This window comes from Stieleria maiorica (assembly GCF_008035925.1).
Taxonomy (GTDB): domain Bacteria; phylum Planctomycetota; class Planctomycetia; order Pirellulales; family Pirellulaceae; genus Stieleria; species Stieleria maiorica.
This window is the reverse complement of the sequence record NZ_CP036264.1, coordinates 6,918,990-6,943,450: the sequence shown is the minus strand read 5'-3', so window position 1 is coordinate 6,943,450 and position 24,461 is coordinate 6,918,990. Positions and strand designations below refer to the sequence as shown.

Genomic DNA, 24,461 nt, shown 5'->3' with positions numbered 1-24,461 from the left:
TTTACGACGACAGCCCGGAAAGGTAGTCGTACTCGGTAGCGGAAGCCGCCAAGGCTTTCGGCCCTCCCCGCGCGGCTTCGCCGCGATGGCTTCCCCGCGCGGCTTCGCCGATGACGGCGAAACGCTTGGTGAATTCCGCTACCGTTACTCCTGCTGGCCTTCCCATACCGACTGGTACTCACGGATCAGCTCCGCTTCACGCTCGGTCCCGATCGCCGAAAAGACATCCCAGCCAGGTTTCTTCGGCCCCAGCGGATGCTGGTCATTGGGCAACCCGCGCAATCCCAACCGCAGCCCGCCTTCATTGGGATGATCGCTGGGGCGGTGGTAATCGAATGCCAGGATCGACGGGCACTCGCGCAGTTTTTCCCAGGTCAATAGCAACGCGGCAGCCTGGGTCCGCAACTGGTCTTCATCCCGCTCGTCGGCATGAAACCCCTGCTCGCTGCAGATCACCGGGCGAACGCGACCGTCAGCGGTTCGGCTGGAATCGAGGTGCATGAAGCGGTCGAGCACTTGCAGGTTTTTGATGGTGATCAATCGAGTGTCAAAATCATCGGACACCTGGGTGTCGTTCCAAAAGTCAGCTTTCCACAGACTTTGGGGATACGGATGATAGGCGACGCCCCATGGAAAGTCGCCTTCGACTCGACTGTCACGGATCAGCCGCTGCAGCATTACCTTCGGCGCGTAGGTTTTCCAGTGCTGGTTGTCGGTCGTGTTCCAGCGGTGGGTCAACGAGATAAAGACGCGGGCGTTGGGATTGAGTGACCGGGTTGCCGCATCGACCAACCGCATCGACCTGATGTAGTGGTCCATGAAGACTTCGATCGGCTGTTGCCCCATGTTGGTCCACTGCCATCCATAGTCGACTTCGTTGTGGACGATCCAGTGGTCCACCCGACCATGCTTTGGATCCGCTCCACTGTAACGTTGTCCCAGGACGTGGAGTGCGGCGGAATACCGGGCCACCGACTCCGGTTCGGTCAAGTTGGGCATCGCATAGGTACCGGCATCCGTCGACTCGGGATGTGCGATCGGCGACCGAGCGTTCGACGAGGTGGGGATCAACAAGATGCCGGCGACGACGGCTCCCGCATCGCTGATGGTTCGGATGTCGCGATCTTGCTGTCGTAGCCGCGACTCGTTCAGCCACCAGGTGCGTCCGTTGACATCGATCGTCTGCCAACCGGGACGCTCGGTTTCGCTGACCAATCCGCTGACGAGGATGTTGACCGAGGCGTGCCGGATCCCGAGTTCACGTAGCTGGTCGGGGGTGAACCTGGACGTGATGCACGTCAATCCCTTGGCGGCCGCAAGCGAGTCCGACGCCGGGGCGTCTTGGCGATGAACCCAATCACGATATCGGGCGGCAGAGACCGGGGACGCCGCTGCGTCGTGTTGACCAACCAATTGAAGCCGAACCCCCGCATCCAACCAGGGCGAGCCGGCCGGGGATGCGATCACAGCATTGAATCGTTTTCCTGATGGATCGATCGAAACCGGCCAACGCCGCGCCAGCTCTTTGTCTGTCGGCGGATCGGCGGAGACGCTCTCGGCATGCCGCGCGATCAAAAACGCGCCGTCGATCGACGCGGGTTCCGAAAACGTTCCGGCGACCCGGAGCTGGGCTGCGTCAAGGGTGACCGATTCGATTTCCGCGGGCCAGCGACGCGTTTGATAGTTGTTGATTCGCTCCGCCAACGTCGTTTTCTTCAACCTGATCTCGGCAGCGTCCCTACGTTGTTTCATTTCGGCGTCGTTGATCGGCCGAACGAGCACGCTGCGCACTTGCAGCTGAATGTTCGGACGAGTGCCCCAATCGATTCGGACCGGGACTTCGACCTCGCTGCCGATCGCCTCGGGGGCGAATTCGTTGATCGAGAAGGCGTACTTGGTCCAGCCTTCGGCGCTGGGCAGGTTCGGCAATGCGGTGGCGTTGGGCCGATGAATCCCCGGTCCGCTCCGCCACTGGATCCCGCGAATCCCATCGGGGCAAAAGTACTCCAGTTCAAGCATCCAGTCCCGCTCGGCCGCTTCGAGCGGAGGCAGCTGAAAGCGAAAGAAGGGATCGTTTCCTTGGGTCAAAAACGTCACCACGCCGTCCTGTTGCGAAATCCGCAACTGGTTCGCATGGCCGTCGACGCGGGACCAATCCAATCGGTAACTGCCGGAAGTCGTCGAAGTTGCTCCGTCGCTTCGGCCCCCGTCGTTTGCATCGCCGGATGCGAAATCCGTCAAACAGAGCAGCAGCAGGGGCGTCAAAACAAAGGGGCGCAACATCATCAACATCAAACGGTGGGGAACGAAACGGCGGGAGGAAATCAGAATTGGATCGCGATATCATAGCGGAAGATGCCGAGGTTTTCGGCACCCCAATTCTCGTTCGCTGCTCGTTCCCAGGCTCCGCCTTGGAACGCGATGCCCGTGTGGCTCCGCCACGCGCACCACGGCGAGGCGGAGCCTCCCGATCAGAGTGTTCCCAGGCGGAGCCTGGGAACAAGCGGTTGAACTCGATGTGATCATGCCAGCCCGACGCGTCAGCGAGGGGCGCCGCGTGGCCCCTCGCTGACGCGTCGGGCTAGCAGAATGACGGTGAAGACGGATAAATCGACAACCCGTTGGTGAGATCCGCTACCGCAACAGGGCGTACACCGCCATGTCGTGCCAGCGATCGTAGATTCTTTCGGACCGACGCAGTGTCCCCTCGTACTGGAACCCCAGTCGCTGGGGGATCGCCCGGCTGGCATGGTTCTCCACCGCACAGCGGATTTCGAACCGTTGCAAGACGTAGAACTGCTGACCGATGTCGATCAACGCGTGCACGGCACGGGTCATGATCCCACGGCCCGTAAATGTTTCGGACAACCAGTAACCGATCGTCCCGATCCGATTCACGGCATCGATAGTGTGAAAACCGGCCACACCGACCAATTCCTGTTCCCAGAAGACCAGTGTGCACAACGCTTCGCCTTTGGCGAAACGGTCCAACTGGGCGACCAAAAAGCGCCGCGTGTGATCGACTTGGGTGACGGCATCCAGCCAGGGTAACCATCGTCGCAGATACGATCGGTTTCGCTCGGTCAACTGAAACAACGGTTCGGCATAAAACGGAACCGCCAACTGCAGGGCGATCTGGTCGGTCACGTGGCGGGAGAACACCTGTCACTCCTCTTGTGAATCGCTAGGGCGCCGCTGGCGGCACCACGAACGGGAACACGATCGGGATCACGATCATCGAAACGGCAAACACGATCACGGACAATGGCAGCCCGAAACGCACGTAATCACTGACGCGATAACCGCCGACGGTGTAGACCATCAAGTTGGTTTGATAGCCGAACGGGGTCAGAAAGCTTGCCGACGCGGCGATCATCACGGCGATCACGAAGGGCAATTCGCTGACACCCAACGTTCCGGCGGCTCCCATGGCGATCGTCAACATGATCAGCCCCGCCGCGGTGTTGGTGATCAATTCGGTGCACAGCATCGTGGCCAGGTACACCAGCGCCAGACTGATCCAGGGGTTTCCGCCGGCCAAGCGGATCATCTCCGTCGCGATCGCCTGGGCGGCACCGCTGGTTTCCAACGAACTGCCGATCCCGATCGTCGCCCCGATCACGATCAGGATGCTCCAGTCCACCGAGCGGCGGGCTTCGCTGGACGTGCAGCATCGAAACAGGATCATGGCGATCGCCGCGGCCATCGCCGCGGTCAGAATCGATGCGATCTTCAGCGCGGCGATCAACACCATCACCACCATGATCACGATCGCGTACCACGCCCGCTCGTGCCTGCGGACGACGTCCGAACCGACCCGGCTGACCAGATAAAAATCACGGAGTTCTTTGGCGCGGTGCAGAAACGACGGCGAAGCTTCCAATAACAGCACGTCACCGGTTTCCAACGTCACGTCACCGATCTTGCCCGTCAACCGACGATCGCCGCGCGCGACCGCCACGACGGCGGCGTTATAGTTGCTGCGAAAACGACCTTCGCGGATCGTCTTGCCCAACAGCGTGCATCGCGGGCTGACGACCGCTTCGATCAACGTCCGACGCCAAGCGGGCACTTCCAACTTGCGGCCCTGGTCGTCGGGCGTCAGTAAACCGCGGATCTTTCTCAGATCGACCACCGACTCGAGTGCCCCGACCAGAATCAACGCGTCATCCCCTTGCAACCGTTCGATCGGCTTGGCCGGAATGACCGTGTCGCCGCGTTGGATTTCGGCAACGTACAACCCCGGCAGACTTCGCAGCCCCGCGTCTTGAATCGATTTCCCGACCAGCGGACCGTGGGGATCGACCAACATTTCGACCGTGTACTGTTTCGGGTCGTCGCTGACACTGACCGCCGCCTTCCGCTCGGGGATCAGCTTGGTCGAGAACAGAATCATGTAGGCGACGCCGAAAACGGACGCCGGGACCCCGACCACGGCGGGGGCAAAGAAAGTGATCTCGCCGCCATAGTTGGCTTGAAACTCCTCACGCACGATCAAATTGGTGCTCGTTCCCATCACCGTGCACATCCCGCCCAGGATCGCCGCGTAAGAAAGTGGCAACAGCAATCGGCTGGCGCTGGCCCCCAATCGTTTGCAGACGTCGTCGACGATCGGCATCAGCGCCGCGACGACCGGCGTGTTGTTCAGAAACCCGCTGCCGATTGCGACGGGCACCAAGATCCTCGCCTGCGCCGAGCGAAAGGTTTTTGCCCGATCCAGGAACCAGCCGGTCGCCAATTTCGTCCCCCCGGTCATTTCCAACCCCGCGACGACGGCAAACAACAGACCGATCGTCAACAACCCCTGGTTGCTGAACCCCGCGACCGCTTCGGCCGGGCTGGGCAAATTGGGCGTGCCCGTCAAATCTTGGACGATCACCAAGATGGCCAGATACGCCAGCGCCAACAGGTCCGTCGACGCGACCCGCGTCGCCAAACTGGCCAACAATCCGAGCGAGACGGCGAGCGATAACCAGGCTTCCCAGATCATGGATCGGTGGAACTAGAGGGTGAGACGGAGGTGCGGGACAAAACGACATACTGCATCGCTAAGCTCAGCGAAAAGGCCGCTCGCGCTGGCGCAATCCGGCTGATGTCAAACGAATATCAGCCGTTTGGCGCTAGCCTACGGGCCCATACCTGAGGAAAACAACGCTTAACTCAGCGGTACGCGGCCGAAGCGATTGCGAGATGACGAACAGAAACAATAATCGCTCAGACCTCAAATGTTCAGATGGGGTTCAGATCCACGCCCATCGGGCCGCGGCGGATCGCGAAACACGCGCCACAGCAACAGCGGGGTCACCACCGCACTGAATCCACCGGGAATCAGCCCCGCCACTGCGCCCGTCAGGCCAAACCCGCCGAGGAACACGGCGGCGACCAGACCGCTTAAAAACCCGCAGATTCTGCCGAACATGAAGACCGACCCGCGGTCCCAGGACTGATCCTGCAAGGCGGCCAGACTGTTCCGCAGCAAAAAACACAGCGGAACCAGAACGATCGAAACCAGCCCGGCGGCAATCACCCCGCCCAGAATGGAGAGGGGAATCGCGTAAGCAAAAAACAATCCGGCGTCATCATCAATGTCCCTCAGGCCGCGCGAGAGCGTGATGGTTCCCACGACGATCGTCGAGAGCAACACGGCGAACAGCCCCCCGGAAATCGTCACCGCACCGATCACCGAGACGATGATCCGCCGGGCCGAGAAGGTTTGGGAATTCAGCCCCGCTTGATCAAGGGCCTCCGAACCGAGATGAGACGTCGGGGCGAAGGGGTTCAGCGGGGGCGATTCACCATCAGAGTCGTGCATCATTCTTTCAAAGCACCAAGTCTTTCACTGCACGGGAAACGGCAGAGCAAATCGATCGCCGACTATCTGGCAGTGGGACCGCCGTTACAATCGTAACGGACACCGACGATGGTCGCCACGCTTCGCCCCCATCGATTGACCTCGCCCCCAGCCGCCAGCAATGACCGCCAACGAGAAAACCTCCCCGATCGACGAACTGCGGGCCCAGTACGAGGAGCTCGCCGAACTCGCCGGATCGCTCGCGCACGAGATCAAAAACCCGTTGTCGGTGATCCACATGAACATCGATCTGCTTAGCGAAGACCTGGTCGAGTGGAATTCACCACAGAGCCGGCGGTCGATCGAACGCGTCAATATCGTGCGCGAACAGTGCGAGCGGATGCAGGGATTGCTACGAGATTTCTTGCGTTATGCCCGGCTCCGGGACATCGATCTGGTTTCCGGGTCGCTGAACGACCAAGTCGACGCAGTGCTGCGTGCTTACAAAGCCGAGGCGGCCAAGCGGGGAATCGAGATCAAACGCTACCTGGACAACGATCTGCCGTCGATCGCCCTGCACAGCGACTCGCTGCAGGCGGCACTGATGAATCTGGTCAAAAATGCGCTCGAAGCGACCGGGCGTGGCGGCCAACTGCTCGCACGCACCTACAGCACGCAATCCAGCGTCGCGTTGGATTTGATCGACAGCGGTCGCGGTGTGGACAACAACACCATCATGCACATGTTCCAGCCGTTTTACACCACCAAGGAAGGCGGCAGCGGGCTGGGGTTGCCGACGGCGCGAAAAATCATCGAGGCCCACGGCGGCCGCATCAGCGTGCAAAGCGAAGTCGGCCGGGGCACCAAATTCACGCTGGAGTTCCCGGTGCTCAAGAGAATCTCCTGACCGCCGCGTCCCTTGGTGCCCGTGCGATTTGTTTCAACCGCGTTTTTTTCCGAGCACTTGCCGAATCCGCGCACGAACCGAGGGAGCTTCATGCTCACCGGCCCAACGCAATCGCTGATCCGTCTCGGATTGAAAGGGTTCGTGCTGTTAACTTGTCTTCCAGGGCCATCGTCGTGCTCTCGTAAACCTCGTGCTCGATCCGCGCGATCACTTCAACGTGCCGTGCGATCACTCCAACGTGATTGTTCACACATCGTATCCGCTGGTGCGAGGCCCGTTCGAATTCGGCGGATGCGAACCGGCACAATCGCATCATCCGTCACAATCGATTCGATCGTTTGCCGCCGGAATGACTTGCGTCGCTGTCGTCGCTTGTATCTCGGTTTCGCCCAAATACGTTGTTTTTCCGTGTCACACCCGCGATGGTGACCTGACGCGTTCCGCCCCGAACTTTCTCCCGTCGCCACGACGTGCTCCCATGCCAAAGACGAATCTCGTACTCGCCGGTCTCACGTTCGCCCTGTTATCGCTGTCCTCCGGTCAGCAGGTGACGGCCCAGGCCGACGCATCGCCTTCGGACGCGCTCGTCATCGAGGAAGCTCAAACCTCATTGATCCAGAACGTGTTCATTGCCACACCGGTGTCCGGCGTGGTTTCCGCAGTCGAAGTGCAAGAAGGCGATCGCGTGCAAGCCGACACATCACTCGTCACACTCGAAAACGATCTTGCGGAAAAGGAACTGGTCTCCGCCCGAGCCGGCTTGGACGCCGCACGTCTGGAAAGCGACAATGACGTCAACTTGCGCTTCGCCCAGCGGACCTTGCAGGTTCGTGAGCATGAGATGAAGCAAAGCCGATTGGCCAACGAAACCTATGCCGGGGCAGTCAGCGACTTTGAGCTGGAGGAAATCCGTTTGAAAGTCGACCAAGCGGCGTTGGCGATCGAACAAGCTCGCCACGACCTGATGATCGCCGCGGCCGCCGCGGTCGAAAAGCAGGCGGCCGTTTCGATCGCCCAGACCCGGCTGGATCAACACAGCGTGGCGTCCCGCGTCGAAGGCACGGTCGCGGAAGTCGATGTCCAACCGGGCCAATGGGTCGAAGCCGGCGCAAAACTCGTCCGCGTCATCTCCCTGGACCCGCTCCGTGTCGAAGGCTTCATCGACGGCCGCAAGCACGGTCCCCAACTGATCGGTCGCAACGTCCGCTTCACTCCCGCCGGAGCGAGCGAGGACGAAAGCCTGACCGGTCGCATCTCCTTCGTCTCACGAGAACTCCATCCCGTCACCGGCCAAGTCCGACTGTGGGCAACCGTCGACAACCCCGACGGCCGGGTCGGATCCGGAACGCCGGGTAGGTTGGTGGTGGAGTAACGGGTTTCAAGTTTCAAGTTTCAAGTTTCAAGTTCTTGGTTCTTGGTTCTTGGTTCTTGGTTCTTGGTTCTTGGTTCTTGGTTCTTGGTTCTTGGTTCTTGGTTCTTGGTTCTTGGTTCTTGGTTCTTGGTTCTTGGTTCTTGGTTCTTGGTTCTTGGTTCTTGGTTCTTGGTTCTTGGTTCTTGGTTTTTCTTGTCACCCATTTTCTTGTCTCCCTTTTTCCCACATCTATTTTTCTGCCCCCCATTTTTCTGTCCTCTCCTCCCATCTCCTCCCCCCACTTCCCTCCCGCGTTGCGTCATCGTCTTCCTTGGCGGACAATCCGTCTGAATGACACGTTTGGATTTCCCCGACACCCACCAAGCCTGCGATGTCCCCCTCGCCACCTGCCACGCCGGCCCGCATGAGCGCCGGCTCGATGGTCCTTTCCGGAGTCCGCTACAACTGGCGGACCTCATTGGCGGTCGCGTTGGGGGTTGCGATCGCCACCGCGGTGATCGTCGGCGCGTTGTTAGTCGGTGATTCGATGCGTGGCAGTTTGCGTGGCTTGACGGTCGAGCGATTAGGGAAGATTGAATCGGTGGTCGCGCCGGGCGGGTTCTTTTCCGCCGATGATGCGGCGACGACGCTGGGCGTGGATCCGTCCCAATTGGCGACCATCATCTTGTTCGATCGCGCCGTCATCGAAACCGTCGGCGCGGCCGACTCGCGTCGTGCCGGCGCGGTCCAAACGATCGGGTGCGACGAATCCTTCTGGAAATTGGACGTCTCCGGCGTCGCGCCGACGATTCCGCCGGGCGAAGATTCGATCGTCTTGACCGAAGGGCTGGCCGCCGAGTTGGGGGTCCAGGTCGGTGACCAAGTCACGGTGCGGTTGCCGGTCGAACAAGCGGTTCCGGCGGACAGCCCGCTCGGACGACGCGACGTCCAGACCGAAGGGATTCCGCGATTGAAAGTCGTCGACGTCCTGCCCGATCGCGGTCTGGCCAGATTCTCACTCTCCCCGGCCCAAGCCACGCCCAAAAACGTTTTTCTATCGCGCGACTTGATCGGCGACGTGTTGGAACGGGCCGGCCAGGCAAACGTGGCGCTGTCGACGGCGTCGATCGATCCCCAAAACCTCCGCGTGAACCTGTCCGATCTGGGGCTGCAACTCGAGCGCGTCACCAAGACCTTCGAGGGCAAAACGGTCTTCGATTATTACAGCGTCACCAGCGATCGGTTGTTGCTCGATGACACCGCGGTTGACACGATCACCGCGGCCCTGCCGACCGATTCGGTGACCCTGGCGATGACCTACTTGGCCAACGCGATCGAGCGTCTTGACGATCCCGGCGATGCCGCCGGCGACGATGTTGTGTCGACGGTGACCTACAGCACGATCACGGCGATGGATTCATCGCCCGAATTGCCGCTGGACTTTGGCCAGACCGATCCGCCTGCTGACGTCGTCCCGATGGTACTGAACTCCTGGACCGCCCGGCGACTGGGGGTCGACGTGGGGGCGCGATTGCAAATCGCCTACTTCGAACCCGAGGTTGAAAACGGCAAGGAAATCGAACACACGTTCCAGGCCGTCGTAACGGGCGTGGTGCCGATCACCGAGCCGTCCCGGCGTTACTTCCGCAGTCGCCCGGCCGTGTTTGACACCCCGCCGACGCGCTACAACGATCCGAATTTGACGCCGACGGTGCCCGGCGTGACCGACCAGGATTCGATGAGCGACTGGGACACGCCGTTCGAGCTGACACGCGAGGTGCCGGCGGCGGATGATGATTACTGGAAGAACCACCGATTGACTCCCAAAGCCTTCATCCCGCTGGCCGATGGACGACGTTTGTTCGGCAGTCGGTTCGGCGAGACGACGGGATTGCGAATCGATCCGGCGGTCGCCCCGGATGTTGAAACGCTGCAATCGACACTGGTCGAGTCACTCGCAGGCGTCCTCCCCGAACTCGGCTGGCATCCGCGTCCGATTCGCAGCGACCAGTTGGCCGCATCCAAGGGCACCACGCCGTTCGACGGATTGTTCTTGGCGCTCAGTTTCTTCGTCATCTTTTCCGCCGTGATGCTGATCGCGATGCTGTTTCGGTTGGGCTTGGCCCGCCGGGCGCGTGAGCTGGGAACGTTGATGGCGATCGGATTGGAACGCAAGCAGGTTTCGCGGTTCTTTCTGGGTGAAGGCGTCGTGATCGCGATCGTCGGTGTGATGCTGGGCGTGGCCGGTGGCATCGCGTATGCCCACGTGGTTTTGGCGGCGTTGCGGACCTATTGGGTCGGCGCCGTCACCGTCCCATTTTTGACGTTTCACTGGACGCTCGAAAGTCTGGTCGGGGGCGGGGTGATCGGACTGTTGATCGGGGCCGGGACGTTGTGGTGGACGTTGCGTTGGATGTTGCAGCATCAAGCCGTCACATTGCTTCGAGGCGGAGAGTCCTCCGATCAGGTCCGCCCGGGAGTCCGCGTCAGCGCGTGGCCGTGGCGCGTGTCGATGGTGATGATCGTGATGGCAATCGGCGCAGGCGTTGGCGGTGCGATGTCGGGCGGTCAGACGGCCGCCGGAGGGTTTGTCGGCGGCGGGATGCTGTTGTTGATCGCCGTCTTGATGCTCATTTACGACTCGCTGCGGAAATCCAAACGGCACGGTGACTCCGCGGCGGGCTATTCGCTCGGGCGATTGGCCCGCAGCAATTCGACCCGGTCGCCGCTGCGCAGCACGCTGACGATCGGATTGATGGCGACCGCATCGTTTTTGATCGTCGCGATCACCGCGTTTCGATTGCAACCGTCCGACGAAGGCACCGGCGGGTTTGATCTGGTCGCCGAAACGGCCCAGCCCCTGTACGAAGATTTGACCGATCCGGTCGTCCAGACGGGATTGCTGGGGAGCGATGCACCACTCGTCTCGTCGGCCACCATCGTTTCCATGCGCGTCCGCAGCGGACAGGACGCCAGTTGCAACAATCTGTACCAGGCCACCGAACCGACGGTGCTGGGCGTCCCCGAGCGGTCGGCCGAATCGCTGGGCAAATTCCGCTTTTACGCATCGGCTACATCGGAAACCGCGGGGCAGACGGCATGGTCCTTGCTCAGCCGGCGGGCGAGCGGCAGTGAAGACGACCCGATTCCGATGATCGTCGATCAGAACACGGCGATGTGGAGTTTGCAGATGATCAAGGGGATCGGCGAGCGAAAAGCGTTCGTCTATGACACCCACACGATTCACTTCGAGGTCGTCGGATTGCTGGAGAATTCCCTGCTGCAAGGTCGGTTGATCATCGGCGAATCGAATTTCCAATCCGCCTTTCCCCAGATCAGCGGCTATCGATACGTGTTGATCCGCAGCGACGACCAGCCGGCCGACAAGGTTGCCTCGGCTTTGGAAAACCGTTTGGGTGACGTCGGCTTCGACGCCTCCGACGCCGGCCAGGTCCTCAGCGGCATGATGGCGGTGCAGAACACGTACTTGCGGACCTTCCAAAGCCTGGGCGGACTGGGGTTGCTGTTGGGGACGGTCGGGTTGGCGATCGCGCAACTGCGAAACGTGCTCGAACGCCGCAACGAACTCGCGGTGATGCGTGCGATCGGTTTCACCCAAGTCCGATTGGCGGCGATGGTGATGGGCGAAACCGCGTCGTTGCTGTTGATCGGAATCGGCTGCGGTGTCGTCTGTGCCGTGGTTGCGGTGCTGCCACATGCGTTTTCCGGCGGGGTGGCGCCACCGGTCGTCGAACCGATCCTGGTCGTGCTGGGGATCGTCCTGTTCGGGCTGCTGGCGGGGCTGATCGCTGCCTGGAAAGTCGTCCGAATGCCGCTGTTGGAATCGCTGAGGGGAACGTGAGACGGACGGAATTGGACGAAGGTCGCTTTGAGGCGATCCCCGACGCGCTGCGGGCCCCGGCCATGCTGTTGGCGCTCGATGAAGCGTTTTTGATGGCGGCCGAAGACGGCGACACCGGCCCCTCGTTTCGGACCTGGGAATTCACCAGACCGACCGTGGTGCTGGGGCGATCGTCCAAGGTGGACCGCGAAACCGACCGCGACCATTGCGATCGCCACGGCATCGAGATCTACCGCCGCTGCAGCGGCGGGGCGTCGATCGTCGGCGGTCCGGGGTGTTTGATGTACAGCGTCGTGCTGTCGTTGGAGCAGTTTCCTAGAATCGCAAAAATCGACCAGGCCCACGACTTTGTGATGCATCGGGTCTTGGCCGCGGTGCAGCGACAATTGCCGGAGGTTCGGCTTCAGGGGATTTGTGATCTGACGTGGCGCGATCGCAAGTTTTCCGGCAATGCGTTGCGGATCACGCGCCGCCACGTGCTCTATCACGGGACGATTTTGTATGCGGCCGATTTGCATTGTGTCGAACGATGCCTGGATTTTGCCCCCCGACAGCCCGATTACCGTCGCGGACGCGATCACGGTTCCTTTGTCACCAACGCTCCGCTGGATCCGACCCGATTGGCCGATGATCTGGCCGAACAATTTGGGCCGCCGGTGCGGCAAATCACCGATGCGATCGTCGCTCGGGCGACCGAATTGGTGTCAAAACGTTATAGTTGCGAAGACTGGCGTTTTCGGCACTGAGATTTCACCCGGTAGGCGGCAAGTTTTCCGATTGCGACATTTGTCGACCGAGTAAACTAACATGCGACGGCGATTCAGACGGAAAGCCCGACGAATCGGCATTGACGCTCGACGTCGAACCACTTCGGCACAAAAAGCTGATCCGATCGCGGGATCCGCGCCCGCGGTTGGCGAGGTTTGCACGTCGTTTAGCGGTGTCAATCGCAGCAATTTTGGTTGCCCGCGAAACCATTCGGCCAAGCGAAGGTTTCACAAGGATAGGGTGCGTGTGCGCGCCCGGTTGCTCGTGTTGCCTTCGTGTCCCCCCCACCCCTGACATCCTGCCCTCCCTTCAACGGTCTTCTCATGAAAATGAATCCGCGTCCTGTTGTGGTCACGCCGCGTGGCCGAAGCACGCCACTGCGACCGCGCCGTGGGGGGGCGTTCGGCGCCCTGGTCGTCTGTTTGGTGGTCGCGGGAATTCTCGGCGGGATCGGCTACGCGCTCTTTTTTAACGACGGCGACCGTCTCAACACCGGCGAATTAATCACGGCGAACGTGGTCAAGGGACCGTTCGACCACATCGTGCTCGAGCAGGGGGAAATCGAGAGCAGCAGCAACATCGAAGTCATCTGCCTGGTCAAATCACGTGGCAGCGGAACCGGCGGCACCTCGATTTTGTGGGTGATCGATGAAGGCGCGCGTGTGGAAGAAGGCGACAAGTTGGTCGAGCTGGATGCCTCGCAATTGGAACAAACGCTGAACGAGGACAAGATCCGGGTGATCACCGCCGAGGCGAACGTGACGACCGCCAAGGCCCAGGTGGAGCAAGCCAAGATCGCCCGCCAGGAATACCTGGAGGGCGTTTACATGACCGACGAACGGGCGATTTTGAACGAAAAACTGATTGCCGAACAAGACCTGGTCAAAGCTCAAAAAGCGCTCGAGAGCAGCCAACGTCTGGTCGCCAAAGGGCTGATCAAGTCGCTTCAATTGGACGCCGACAAGTTCGCCGTCGCCAAAGCACGCAACGAACTCGAAGCCGCCGAGGGCCGGTTGCGGGTGCTGCAAAACCTGACGAAAAAGAAGATGCTGGTCCAATTCGACAGCGACATCGAAGCCGCCCAGGCCCAATTGTCGGCTTACGAAAGCGAATTGTTGGAACAGCAGATTCAATTGAAGGACACCGAACAGCAGATCAAAAACTGCATCATGACCGCCCCGGCGGCAGGCGTCGTGGTCCACGCCAACAAATACAGCAGCCGTGGTGGGAACGCCGAATTTGTGGTCGAAGCGGGTGCCACCGTCCGCGAACGTCAAGAGATCATCTACCTGCCGGACCCCAACAAGATGCAGGTCAAAAGCAAGGTCAACGAATCGCGAATCACGCTGATCCGCGAAGGCATGGCGGTGAAAATCGCTGTTTCGTCGATCCCGGGTCTGACCCTGAAAGGTCGTGTGACCAAGGTCAATCGATACGCCGAACCGAGCAGCTTTACCAGCTCGGGAATCAAGGAATATGCGGTGTTGGTCGACATCTTGAATCCGCCCGAGAACATCCGCACCGGGATGACGGCGGAGGTCCAGATCTTTGTCCAGCAACTCGAAGATGCGATCCAAATTCCCATCCAGGGGCTGTACGAACATGACAACCACATGTTCGCGTTGGTCAAGGAAGGTCCCGAGTCGTTTCGAACCACCCAAGTCAAAATCGGAGCGACCAACGACACGATGGCGACAATTGACGAGGGGCTGAAAGAGGGTGACATGGTCGTGCTGAACCTGCGCGAGCACCTGAATTTGATGGAACTGCCCGAAGTCTCAGGCGCCGACAACAGCGAAATGCGCGAGATCGCCGACGTCGATCCCAATGCCAAGTCTGTCCAGGTCGAAGACGGGCCGAGTGACGAGCGCGGCGGACCGGGAGGCCGCGACGGTGGCCCCGGCGGAGCCCGACGTCCCGGTGGCGGTGGTGGCCCCGGCGGCGGTGGACGTCCCGACCCGGCAACCATCGTGTCGCGAATGATGGAAAACGGTGACAAAGATGGTGACGGCACCATCAGCGCCGACGAACTCAGTTCCCTGGACGCCAATTTTCGCGATCGCATCTCCGCCGCCGATAGCGACGGCGACGGAGCGATCACGCGGGCGGAGATCATGACGATGATCAACCAGCGGTCGGGAGGGTGAACCGAGCATGTCAATGACTGACGCCTACCGGTCCTCCGGCGCCGATCCTAACGGCACCGCCACCACCCCGAAACGCCTGGCAACGTCGATCCGGAATCTGCAAAAGCACTATGTGCTGAAAAGCGAAACCGTCAAAGCGCTTCGCGGCGTGTCCTTCGATGTCCCCGAAGGCGATTACGTCGCCATCATGGGCCCCTCGGGGAGCGGCAAGAGTACGCTGCTGAATCTGCTCGGTTGCCTGGATAAACCGACCAAGGGTTCGTTGATGCTCGGTGACGATGACATCGCCACGATGACCGATGACGAGCTGGCCGAGATCCGCTCCGAACGGATCGGGTTCGTGTTCCAGTCCTACAACCTGATCCAGCAACTGAGCGTCGTGGAAAATATTCAGGTGCCGTTGTATTACCAGGGGAACATCGGTGCCAAGGAGCGTGCCCGCTCGATCGAATTGGCCGAACGTGTGGGGCTGAAAGACCGATTGGATCACCGCCCCACGCAATTGTCCGGGGGACAGCAGCAACGCGTGGCGATCGCCCGCTCGCTGGTCAACGACCCGTACTTCGTGCTCGCCGACGAACCGACCGGTAACCTGGACTCCGTCACGACCGAAGAAATCCTGACGATCTTCGACCAGCTGAACGAAGAAGGCCGCACGATCATCCTGGTCACGCACGAGGACTTCGTCGCCGCGCGGGCTAAGCGTGTCGTACGCCTGAAAGACGGCAAACTGCATAAGGACGAAGTCAACGACGAAGCCTCGCGCGAAAAAGCGCGTGAGTTCCAGCGGAACCATGTCGCGCAGCTCTTGAAAGAGGTGGATCGTTAAGATGATTTGGTTGCGCACACTCCGGCTGGGCGTCAAAAGCCTCGCCCTTCACCCGCTCCGCAGCGGCTTGACGATGCTCGGGATCCTGATCGGCGTCTGGGCCGTGATCTTGTTGACCGCGGTCAGCCAAGGCGCGAGCGATCAGGTTCAAAAGCAGATCGAATCGTTGGGCGCCAACACGATCATTGTCCGCAGCCAGAAACCGCCCGAAGAAAAGTTGGCCGCCGGCGGGTTCGCCAGCCAATATGGGCTGCTGCGACGCGACCTCGATGTGCTGTTGGCAAGCGTCCCGACGATCAAAACCGCAGTGCCGATCCGCGAGATCCGACGCCAATTTGCATTTCGGGATCGCACCGTCGATGGGCGTCTGGTCGGTTGCACTCCCGGGTATGCCGAGGTCAACACGCTGTCCATTCGAAATCAGGGCGGCAGGTTTCTGAGTGATGCCGATGGGATCCTTGCCGATACCGTCTGCGTCGTCTCGGCCGGCGTCGCCGAACGGCTGTTCCCCTTCGAAGACCCCTTGGGAAAACGGATCTACATCCCCGAAAGCCAAGACTATTACCGTGTCGTCGGTGTGCTGGAGCCCCGCAATCCCTCCGCCGCCATCGGCGGATCACTCGATTCCCAAGACTTTTCGTCCGACGTCTACGTCCCCATCCAAACCATTCGCAGTCGGGTCGGTGACCGTATCGTCACCCGCCGCAGCGGTCAGTTCCAGATCGAAATCATGGAACTGAACCAGATCACCCTGCAAGTCGGCAGCGTCGACGAAGTGCGTTCCAGCGCTGCGATGATCGAACGACTGCTGGACCGGAATCACGCCAAGATGGGTGACGTCGCGGTCGTATTCCCGTTGGAATTGCTCGAACAGGCGCGGAACTTACGGATGATGTTCCTGGGGATCGGGATCTTGATCGCCTGCATCTCGCTGATCGTCGGCGGCATCGGAATCATGAACATCATGCTGGCCAGCGTGACCGAACGGACCCGCGAAATCGGGATTCGTCGGGCATTGGGCGCCAAACGGGTCGACATCGTTCGTCAATTCTTGGTCGAGACCCTGGTGCTCAGCTTCTGTGGGGCGGCACTGGGAATCTTGCTCGGGTTCCTCGGCCCGGCCATGTACGAGGGTTTGATTTATGTCGTTCGTGAAGGGTTCCCCGACAAGTTTGCGGCGCTTCCCGATGCGATCCGTGAGGCCAAACCGACGATCGTTTACGAGACGATTCCGCTGGCCGTGTTGATCGCCGTTCTGGTCGGCTTGGTCAGCGGGCTGTACCCCGCCATCCGTGCCGCGCGGATGAACCCGATCGAAGCCCTCCGCCACGAGTAGACTTCGTCAATCGTAGCGACCTTCGCCAGAAAGTGGTGTGGTGTTATTTCCACACTCTGGCGAGCGTCGCGACACGACCGGGAGCGAGATCTCGTCCTGACGCCCGACCGCCCGCCTCCGCCTCGTTCCAAGGCTCCGCCTTGGAACGCACTGCAGGTGTGGCTCCAGCCACACACACCGCACGCGGAGTCGGGAACTGCGCAAAATCTGGAATCTGCGCTAGTTCAGAATTCAAGCGAAATCATTCCGCGACGGCTGGTCGACTCACAGCCGACACCGGGCGACGAAACACGAGTGAAATCAGCCGATTCGCGCAAGCGTTCGGGCATCCCAAGCGTTCGGGCATCCAGCGTCGATGGAGGCCCGTAGGCTGGCGCCAAACGGCTGATCGCAAGAGGGTTCAGCGGAATCGAAAACGCCAAAATCCGACGATCGAGAACGTGAACGAATCGACCGATTTCGCGCAACCCAGGTGGAGCCTGGGGAAATCTCCGTTCCAAACCGCAGCCCAGGAACGAGGCGCCCGCGGGTTTCTTCGCGTCCGCCCCAGAGAAAACAGCCCCCAACGACGCCTCCTCGGCGCAGAGAGCGACCAGATCGGGGGCGTATCCTTCCCTTTCGCCCCCAGTTCGCGTGGTCGCTAGCGACATCACCGCCGAGTGACCATAATGCCGCTCCGATTTGTCGTCCCACCAAATTCTCCCCCGCATCCATCCACCGCATCATGTCCCGAATCCTTCTCGTCGCCTCCTTGGCCTTGATCGCCCTGCCACTTTCCGCCGCCGAGTACCTCAACGGCATCACCTGGAAAGCTCCTCCGGTCGTCACACCGGGGGAAACCAACGCCGCGCCGCCGTCGGATGCCATCGTCCTGTTTGACGGCACCGACATGTCGAAGTGGAAAAACGGCGAAAACTGGCCCGTGGCCGATGGTGTGGTGACCGTCGGCAAGGGACAGATCGTGACGAAGGACGAATTCGGTGACTGCCAAGTGCACATCGAGTGGTCGGCGCCAAATCCTCCGAAAGGCGACGGGCAAGGCCGTGGCAACAGCGGACTGTTCCTGATGGGGACGTACGAGATTCAGATTCTGGATTCGTACCAGGCCGACACGTACCACGACGGACAAGCCGGTTCGATCTACAAGCAAACGCCGCCGATGGCCAATGCGATGCGCGGTCCCGGCCAATGGAACACCTATGACATCATCTGGACCGCGCCTCGATTCAACGAAGACGGTTCGCTGAAATCGCCGGCCTACATCACCGCGATTCACAATGGTGTGGTTATCCAAAACCACTTCGAACTGCTCGGCGACACGCCCTACCATCGCCCGCCGGCCTACAAGGCCCACCCGCCCAAGGGGCCGATCTCGATCCAAGATCACGGCAATCCCGTTCGATTCCGCAACATCTGGGTTCGCGAATTGTCCCCGGCCAGCGGCGAACAAACCCGCAAGCCTTACATCCGTGACGGACAGAAAGAAACGCCGATTGAATGACGACCATCACAAAACAACCACTCGACCGATTGAGCGTCGATGACTACTTCGACGTGCTTTCGTCCTGGTTGGATCTGGAAGGCGATGCCGAACGCGCCCGGATGGCGCTGCGTCGGCAGATGCGAAACACCCGTGATGCCGAACGGACCGGCGAGACGATTCTGGGGCTGCAACTGCAGGACCACCAGACGGGGCTGGCCGGACGATTCCTGTTCGATTTTTCCAAACACGGCGGTCAACCACTGCCGCTGAATCGGCTGAAAGTCGGCTCGCCGGTCGTGATCTCTGACGCCGACGATCCGGGCGATCAAGGGATCGCGGGCGTCGTCAGTCGTCGCAGCCAATCGGTGATTCAGGTGGCGTCGGAAAAGTGGCCCGACGCCCGATCCTTTCGCTTGGATCTTTCGCCGGACGAAACCACGCGCCGCCGGCAACTCGCGGCAATGGCTTCGGCCCGCTGTGCGACCGGGCGTGCCAAACAGATGCGTGACCTGTTGTTGGGTCAGCGTCCGTTCCGCTACGGCGACACGGAACCGGTCCAGTTCCGCTCGGACTTGAATCCGCCACAACAGGAAGCGGTGCTGTTCGCGCTGGCGACTCCCGACGTGGCGATCTTGCACGGACCTCCCGGCACCGGTAAGACGACGACGCTGGCCGAGGTCATCTATCAAGCGGTGATGCGCGGGGATCGCGTCTTGGCCTGCGCCCCCAGCAACACCGCCGTCGACAATCTGTTGGAACGCTTGGTCGCCATGTTGCCCAACGTGCTGCGGGTCGGGCACCCGGCGCGCGTGTTCGAATCCCTGCGCGGCCACACGTTGGATGAACTGGTCGACGCCGATCCGTCGTCGGCTGTGATCCGGGACATGCGGCGCGAGTTGTCGGAATTGATGCGGTCGGCGGCGCGGGCCCATCGCGGTCGTGACGGAAAGAAACGCCGCAGTCTGCTGTATTCCACCGCCGGCGACCTCCGCGGCCAGATTCGATCGCTGGAACGGAGTGTCGTTCGCAGCGTGATCGACGGTTCAGACGTGATCTGTACGACGACGACGATCGATGAAGACCTGTTGGGAGACGCGCGGTTCGATCTGGTCGTGATCGACGAGGCCTGTCAGTGTACCGAATCGAGTGTTTGGCAAGCGGTCCTGCGTGCCGACATGGTCGTCATGGCCGGCGACCATTGCCAGCTGCCGCCGACCGTCCTGTCCGACCAGGCGGCGGCCGAAGGCATGCGTGACTCGATGATGCATCGTTTAATCGAGCGCGAAGGCGAATCGATCTATCGAAGGCTGACCGTGCAATACCGCATGAACGAACCGATCATGGAGTTTTCCTCACGCGAGTTCTACGACGATTCCCTGGTCGCCGACCGCAGCGTCGCCGGGCATCGCTTGTGCGATTTGCCGGGAGTGGAAACGTCGCCGATGACCGAAGAACCCCTGATGTTGGTCGACACCGCCGGGGCCAGCCTGCAGGAACAATTGGAACGCGACGGGGAGAGTAAACTGAATCCGGGCGAAGGCAAACTGGTCACCCGGTTCGCGACCGAACTGATCCAGGCCGGAGTGCAGCGTGATCAAATCGCCATCATCGCGCCTTACGCCGCTCAAGTCCGCTGGCTGCGAAATCGCGTGGAGTTGCGGGACGTCGAGATCGACACCGTCGATGGGTTCCAGGGTCGCGAAAAAGAAGTCGTCTTGATCACGTTAACGCGCAGCAACGACCGCGGCGAAATCGGATTCCTGGCCGACACCCGCCGGACCAACGTCGCGCTGACGCGAGCCCGACGAAAGCTGATCGTGATCGGCGACAGCGCCACGCTGGGTGGCAACGAGTTTTATCGTCGAATGTTGGAGTACTTCGAATCACAAAACGCCTACCGAAGCGTGTTCGAATTCGGCGACGTTTGAATCGGTTTGCACACACAAAACACCGCCACGATGGCGATCGCGGGCATCATCGGGGCACGCATTCGCATGTTGCTCCAGTAGACCGCGTGCACGCCGGTCAGCGTGACCGCCAACAACCAGATCGCCCACCAGCGACTTCCCAGCATGCGGCGTCGGTGCCGCACGACGGCGACGATCACGGCGACGAACAGTGTCAAATAAAACACGCCGACCGCTGCGACCGCCAGCTTCGAACGGCCCGACACGTCATGCGGAAACGGGCTCCACAGTCTCGCCACACGGACGACCGCCGACCAGACAAACATCGACGGCTGACGTTTGATCGTGGCCACGGCGGATTCATAGCACAAGCGGTCGTCGTCGACTTCCGAAACCGCAGCGTCGTAGTTCGGCGCGGCGTCCCAATCGCGGTGCCAAAACGCGGCCCGACGCGGGTCGCCTTCGTAGCGATGTGCGTACGCGTTTAAGAACGACGTCGCGTCCCAAGCCTGGCCGAATCGGCCTTCGGAAAGGTAGCGATAAAAGGAATCGTTGTTCGCCAACAACAGCGTGTACCCGCCGTGGGTCGTGGCCCAGACCGGGTGCCCCAAGACGCGTGTGTTGCGCCACGTCCACCCGCCCACTGCGATGGCGACCAACGAGGCGATCACCGCCGCCGACCACAGGCCCCGGCGGTCACGAAAACGCGCCACGGTTGCGATCACCAACAACACGGCCCAAACCAAGAACGTCGGACGGCACAGATACGCCATCGCCAAAGTCGCGCCCAGCCCCAGCGGAACCCATCGCGACGATGCCGCTGCCGGCGCAGGTGCATCGTCATCCTGCCAAACGATCCACAGCCAGATCGCCGCGGACGTCAATGTCGCGGCCAGGGTTTCGGTCATCACTTCGACCGATTGACGCAGCAGGATCGGATCGATCGCCGTCAACACCGCGGCGACCAAGCCCCATCGTTCGGGATTTCCGTTGCGTCCGTCACACAGCGTTGTCGCCAAGCGGCGTGTGGAAAGAAAGACGAAAGCGGAAGCGAAACCGGCCAGGCCCAAATGCAGCACCGCGACGCCCAGCGGCGACCATTGTCCGCCGGGCATGCACATCGACAGCAGCCACGGATACAGCGGCGGCCGAAATGCGATCGCCCGCGGCACGCCATCGGAGCCGGTCAACCCAAACACACCCGAGCGTCCGAGCGTCTCGGCGATCACACGGTAGGCATCTGGGTCGGCGAGAAAGGCATCAGAATCCAGCCAAATCGCCAGGCCGCGAATCACCAGCGTCAATGCGACAGCCGACAGCAGGAATCGCAGGAACGATCGATCGGGCAAGGGAAAGGACTCTGCAAAAAGACAAGTGACCAAACGACACCGAAACGATGGCGTTCGTCAATTCTATCAGCCCGGTCCAACGCCGGGCATACCTGCGAGCGTTGGATCGTCACGTGCCGACGCGCAGGAAAGAAGCGTCAGCAAACAGGGAGTCGCGGACGCGTCACGCCCTAGCCCAACCACCAGGCACCGGCGGCCAACCACGCCGGAATCAAAATGATCCCGGCGACGGACGTCCACAACACGACTCGCAACGCCGTTTCGGTGTCGCGACCGTAAAGTTTGGTCAGAACGATCGGAAAAACCGCTGCCGGCATCGCTGCCTGTAACATCACGACGGTTCGCAAGTCGGGGCTCTGGACGATCCAGCCCCCGATACCCAGCATGAGCAGTGGAAGCAGAAGTTGACGGATGCCGATCCCCGCCGCGATCACTTTGGCATCGGCCAGCCAGGACTTGTCGCGGATGAAGTCGACGATGATCGCACCGCTAAGCAGCAACCCCAACGGGATCGCGCACGATCCGAGCGTCCCGATGGCCGTCGCCAGCGGAGTCGGAATGGATTGTGCCCATCCCATCGCGCTCAAAAGAATCGAGATCACGACCGCCCACAGCGGTGGGCTGATCAGTACCTTCTTCCAACCGTCGCCGCCCGACCCGCTGATGATCGCAATCCCCAGGCTCCAAAGTGCGATCGAAACGCCCACATTGTGCAGGATCAAATCGATCATCGCCGTGGGATAAAACTGCTCGGCCAGCGGCAACGGAATGTAACCGTAATTGCAGATACCGGCACATAACGCGAATGCCCGCTGAGACGAATCGCTGACCAAGCCGAACCACCGGCCGACCACCGAGCGGGCAAACCCGTGTGCCACCAGCAGACCGACGCAGGTGGACACGAATCCGAACAACGGGGGCTGCCACGCCGTTGCGATCTCGCCGATTTCGCTGCTTTGGGAAAACTGATGGATGAAGTACGCCGGCAACATCACGTTGGCCGCCAGATTCGCGAGCGTCCGATCGGCTTCGGCGGTCAACCATCCCACCGACCGGCAGGCAGCCCCCACGCCCATCACCAGAAAGACACCGAGGACGGACGCGATGATGGGCCAAAAATCTTGCATGCGGCCCAACATAAACACAACCTCCCCCGGGCGTAAGAAGTCCTCCCGGCAAGCTGACGATATCATCACCGTAGCCAGCTCCAAAGGCGCGCCGTGGGACGCTAGTGCTATGCCGCACAATGCCAGCACGTGGCGTGACGGCCTGTTGATTTCATTCGATCACACGTGGGATCAGCCGTCTCGCGCAAGCGTACGGGCCTCCAATACCAAGAAAACACACTGTCGCCCGTAGGCTCGCGCCAAACGGCCGATTAAATCAACAGGCCGTGACGCTTCCCGCCGGCATCCTGATCCGGTGTCAGCGTCCGATCCGCAACAGCGACGTGTCCAGTGTCGTCGCACCGTCGATCGCAAGCTGGCTGGCCAATTCTCCCAGCACGCTCGTGAACTTGAATCCGTGGCCGGACAGCCCGGCGATGACCGCGACCTGTCGTGCGTTCGGGAGCAGGTCGACGATGAAATGTTCGTCCGGCGTCGTCGTGTAGTAACATCCCGTTTGCGTTTTCAACTGGTCACCGACGCCCGGCAGGTAACCGTTCAAATAATCCTCGATCCGCCGCTGCTCGTCACGGTCACGCGGATGGGGCGACGTCGGTGACTCGACCGCTGTCCCACCGCTGTGTCGTGCAACCTTCAGCCCCTCGCTCCCGATGTCGGGAAATCCATAGAAATACCCTGACGGCGTTTCGTGAAAGAAGCAGGGGAAGCCGTCGCTTTGGGCATAGCCGGGCGACTTCGGTTGATACCAGTATTGATACTTTCGCAGCACGCGCAATGGGATCCCAAGACTTGAAAGCAGTCGCCCGCTCCAGGGACCGCCGGCGATCACCAACCGTGCGGCATGTTCGATCCCCTCGTCCGTCGTCACCTCGACAGCTTGCCCGTTCGTCCTCCAGTGACGCACCGGGCGAACGTGCCGCAGGGTTGCCCCGGCGCGTTCGGCCAGCTGAAGGTGGGTTTCGACGCAGTCTTCCACGCGCAGGTAGCCGGCGTCTTTTTCGATCACGGCTCGCAGGCCGCCGTGTTCTCGCAATCGGGGACCGGCCAATCCAGGCCATCGGCGCGTGACTTCGTCGACCGACAATGCTTCGATCGCCAAGGCATGCTCGGCGGCACTTCGCAGCACCCCCGGGATCACGACGCCGTCAGCGGGTCCCAGTTCGACCAGTCCAGTTGGATGATAGAGCTGCCGGCCGGAGGCGAGTTCCAGTTCCTGCCACAGCTGATAGGCCCGGCACAACAGCGGAACGTAGGACGGGTGTTCGAAGTAGGCTTGCCGGATAATCCGTGTCTTTCCATGCGAGCTGCCCAGCGTGTGGCCGCGAGGATGCTGGTCCAACCCTAACACGCGACACCCTCTGGCGGCCAAATGATGCGCCGCGGCGCTGCCGACCCCACCCAGTCCGATCACGACGGCGTCCCAGTTCGCCATTGCTGTTGCCCTCCTCAATCCTGCATTCGATGTCAAACCACGCGATCTAGTAGGCCTGAATCATGAAGATTCTGCGCAGCGGTGTCAGGGGAGCCTTTCGGGCCTGGACAGAACCGCCATGGCCTCTCCATGATTCGCGATCTGTTCGCATCTTCATTCCAATTGCACCCGT

General features: G+C 61.0%; 17 protein-coding genes. 9 read left to right on the top strand and 8 right to left on the bottom strand.

Translation table 11 applies throughout. The features are described 5' to 3' along the window. Positions 1 to 144 precede the first annotated feature (144 nt). The 4 genes from Mal15_RS23755 to Mal15_RS23740 all read right to left on the bottom strand — a co-directional run bounded on the left by Mal15_RS23755 (position 145) and on the right by Mal15_RS23740 (position 5,812). The gene (locus Mal15_RS23755) at positions 145 to 2,286 is read right to left on the bottom strand and encodes a DUF5722 domain-containing protein (RefSeq protein ID WP_147870037.1); all 2,142 of its coding nucleotides are present in this window, start codon (positions 2,284 to 2,286) and stop codon (positions 145 to 147) included. A gap of 348 nt (positions 2,287 to 2,634) precedes the next feature. Then, a complete protein-coding gene (locus tag Mal15_RS23750; RefSeq protein ID WP_199773722.1) occupies positions 2,635 to 3,162 on the bottom strand; it encodes a GNAT family N-acetyltransferase in 528 nt (175 codons plus the stop codon). A 22-nt stretch (positions 3,163 to 3,184) separates the two neighbouring features. After that, positions 3,185 to 4,990: an SLC13 family permease gene (locus Mal15_RS23745; protein WP_147870036.1), complete on the bottom strand. Its 1,806-nt coding sequence runs from the start codon at positions 4,988 to 4,990 to the stop codon at positions 3,185 to 3,187. 231 nt (positions 4,991 to 5,221) lie between these two features. After that, positions 5,222 to 5,812, bottom strand: a complete 591-nt coding sequence (locus Mal15_RS23740; protein WP_147870035.1) for a hypothetical protein — start codon at positions 5,810 to 5,812, stop codon at positions 5,222 to 5,224. Positions 5,813 to 5,972: 160 nt separating this feature from the next. Here Mal15_RS23740 and Mal15_RS23735 point away from each other — a divergent pair, with 160 nt between their 5' ends. Continuing rightward, positions 5,973 to 6,698: a two-component system sensor histidine kinase NtrB gene (locus Mal15_RS23735; protein WP_147870034.1), complete on the top strand. Its 726-nt coding sequence runs from the start codon at positions 5,973 to 5,975 to the stop codon at positions 6,696 to 6,698. A gap of 94 nt (positions 6,699 to 6,792) precedes the next feature. Here the strand turns inward: Mal15_RS23735 and Mal15_RS34225 are convergent, their stop codons facing one another. Continuing rightward, positions 6,793 to 6,948 (bottom strand): hypothetical protein, encoded by a 156-nt coding sequence (locus tag Mal15_RS34225; protein ID WP_167547012.1) that lies wholly within the window; start codon positions 6,946 to 6,948, stop codon positions 6,793 to 6,795. 228 nt (positions 6,949 to 7,176) lie between these two features. Here Mal15_RS34225 and Mal15_RS23730 point away from each other — a divergent pair, with 228 nt between their 5' ends. From Mal15_RS23730 to Mal15_RS23690, 8 genes are all read left to right on the top strand, one after another. Then, a complete protein-coding gene (locus Mal15_RS23730; protein ID WP_167547011.1) occupies positions 7,177 to 8,070 on the top strand; it encodes an efflux RND transporter periplasmic adaptor subunit in 894 nt (297 codons plus the stop codon). Positions 8,071 to 8,440: 370 nt separating this feature from the next. After that, positions 8,441 to 11,911 carry an ABC transporter permease gene (locus tag Mal15_RS23720; protein WP_147870032.1) on the top strand — a complete coding sequence of 1,157 codons (3,471 nt, stop codon included), beginning with the start codon at positions 8,441 to 8,443 and terminating at the stop codon, positions 11,909 to 11,911. After that, positions 11,908 to 12,657 (top strand): lipoate--protein ligase family protein, encoded by a 750-nt coding sequence (locus Mal15_RS23715; protein WP_147870031.1) that lies wholly within the window; start codon positions 11,908 to 11,910, stop codon positions 12,655 to 12,657. Before Mal15_RS23720 ends, Mal15_RS23715 begins: the two co-directional genes overlap by 4 nt. Before the next feature lie 345 nt (positions 12,658 to 13,002). Beyond that, positions 13,003 to 14,826: an efflux RND transporter periplasmic adaptor subunit gene (locus Mal15_RS23710; RefSeq protein ID WP_147870030.1), complete on the top strand. Its 1,824-nt coding sequence runs from the start codon at positions 13,003 to 13,005 to the stop codon at positions 14,824 to 14,826. A gap of 7 nt (positions 14,827 to 14,833) precedes the next feature. Continuing rightward, complete coding sequence (locus tag Mal15_RS23705) at positions 14,834 to 15,655, top strand: ABC transporter ATP-binding protein (protein WP_147870029.1); 822 nt, start codon at positions 14,834 to 14,836, stop codon at positions 15,653 to 15,655. A gap of 1 nt (position 15,656) precedes the next feature. Beyond that, positions 15,657 to 16,991, top strand: coding sequence for an ABC transporter permease (locus Mal15_RS23700; protein WP_147870028.1), 1,335 nt, complete (start codon positions 15,657 to 15,659; stop codon positions 16,989 to 16,991). 724 nt (positions 16,992 to 17,715) lie between these two features. Further along, positions 17,716 to 18,492 (top strand): 3-keto-disaccharide hydrolase, encoded by a 777-nt coding sequence (locus Mal15_RS23695; RefSeq protein WP_147870027.1) that lies wholly within the window; start codon positions 17,716 to 17,718, stop codon positions 18,490 to 18,492. Further along, positions 18,489 to 20,402, top strand: a complete 1,914-nt coding sequence (locus tag Mal15_RS23690) for an AAA domain-containing protein (RefSeq protein WP_147870026.1) — start codon at positions 18,489 to 18,491, stop codon at positions 20,400 to 20,402. Before Mal15_RS23695 ends, Mal15_RS23690 begins: the two co-directional genes overlap by 4 nt. Here Mal15_RS23690 and Mal15_RS23685 read toward each other — a convergent pair. The 3 genes from Mal15_RS23685 to solA all read right to left on the bottom strand — a co-directional run bounded on the left by Mal15_RS23685 (position 20,369) and on the right by solA (position 24,289). After that, positions 20,369 to 21,730 (bottom strand): ArnT family glycosyltransferase, encoded by a 1,362-nt coding sequence (locus tag Mal15_RS23685; protein WP_147870025.1) that lies wholly within the window; start codon positions 21,728 to 21,730, stop codon positions 20,369 to 20,371. The genes Mal15_RS23690 and Mal15_RS23685 overlap by 34 nt on opposite strands. A 170-nt stretch (positions 21,731 to 21,900) precedes the next feature. After that, a complete protein-coding gene (locus Mal15_RS23680; protein WP_233902983.1) occupies positions 21,901 to 22,857 on the bottom strand; it encodes an AEC family transporter in 957 nt (318 codons plus the stop codon). Positions 22,858 to 23,155: 298 nt separating this feature from the next. After that, the gene (solA, locus tag Mal15_RS23675) at positions 23,156 to 24,289 is read right to left on the bottom strand and encodes an N-methyl-L-tryptophan oxidase (RefSeq protein ID WP_147870023.1); all 1,134 of its coding nucleotides are present in this window, start codon (positions 24,287 to 24,289) and stop codon (positions 23,156 to 23,158) included. Positions 24,290 to 24,461: the final 172 nt, after the last annotated feature.

Excerpts from the sequence above, each read along its gene's own strand:
- Mal15_RS23755 (WP_147870037.1), bottom strand. The coding sequence starts at position 2,286 with ATGATGTTGCGCCCCTTTGTTTTGACGCCCCTGCTGCTGCTCTGTTTG.
- Mal15_RS23745 (WP_147870036.1), bottom strand. The coding sequence starts at position 4,990 with ATGATCTGGGAAGCCTGGTTATCGCTCGCCGTCTCGCTCGGATTGTTG.
- Mal15_RS23740 (WP_147870035.1), bottom strand. The coding sequence starts at position 5,812 with ATGCACGACTCTGATGGTGAATCGCCCCCGCTGAACCCCTTCGCCCCG.
- Mal15_RS23735 (WP_147870034.1), top strand. The coding sequence starts at position 5,973 with ATGACCGCCAACGAGAAAACCTCCCCGATCGACGAACTGCGGGCCCAG.
- Mal15_RS23730 (WP_167547011.1), top strand. The coding sequence starts at position 7,177 with ATGCCAAAGACGAATCTCGTACTCGCCGGTCTCACGTTCGCCCTGTTA.
- Mal15_RS23720 (WP_147870032.1), top strand. The coding sequence starts at position 8,441 with ATGTCCCCCTCGCCACCTGCCACGCCGGCCCGCATGAGCGCCGGCTCG.
- Mal15_RS23710 (WP_147870030.1), top strand. The coding sequence starts at position 13,003 with ATGAAAATGAATCCGCGTCCTGTTGTGGTCACGCCGCGTGGCCGAAGC.
- Mal15_RS23705 (WP_147870029.1), top strand. The coding sequence starts at position 14,834 with ATGTCAATGACTGACGCCTACCGGTCCTCCGGCGCCGATCCTAACGGC.
- Mal15_RS23700 (WP_147870028.1), top strand. The coding sequence starts at position 15,657 with ATGATTTGGTTGCGCACACTCCGGCTGGGCGTCAAAAGCCTCGCCCTT.
- Mal15_RS23695 (WP_147870027.1), top strand. The coding sequence starts at position 17,716 with ATGTCCCGAATCCTTCTCGTCGCCTCCTTGGCCTTGATCGCCCTGCCA.
- Mal15_RS23690 (WP_147870026.1), top strand. The coding sequence starts at position 18,489 with ATGACGACCATCACAAAACAACCACTCGACCGATTGAGCGTCGATGAC.
- Mal15_RS23680 (WP_233902983.1), bottom strand. The coding sequence starts at position 22,857 with ATGCAAGATTTTTGGCCCATCATCGCGTCCGTCCTCGGTGTCTTTCTG.
- solA (WP_147870023.1), bottom strand. The coding sequence starts at position 24,289 with ATGGCGAACTGGGACGCCGTCGTGATCGGACTGGGTGGGGTCGGCAGC.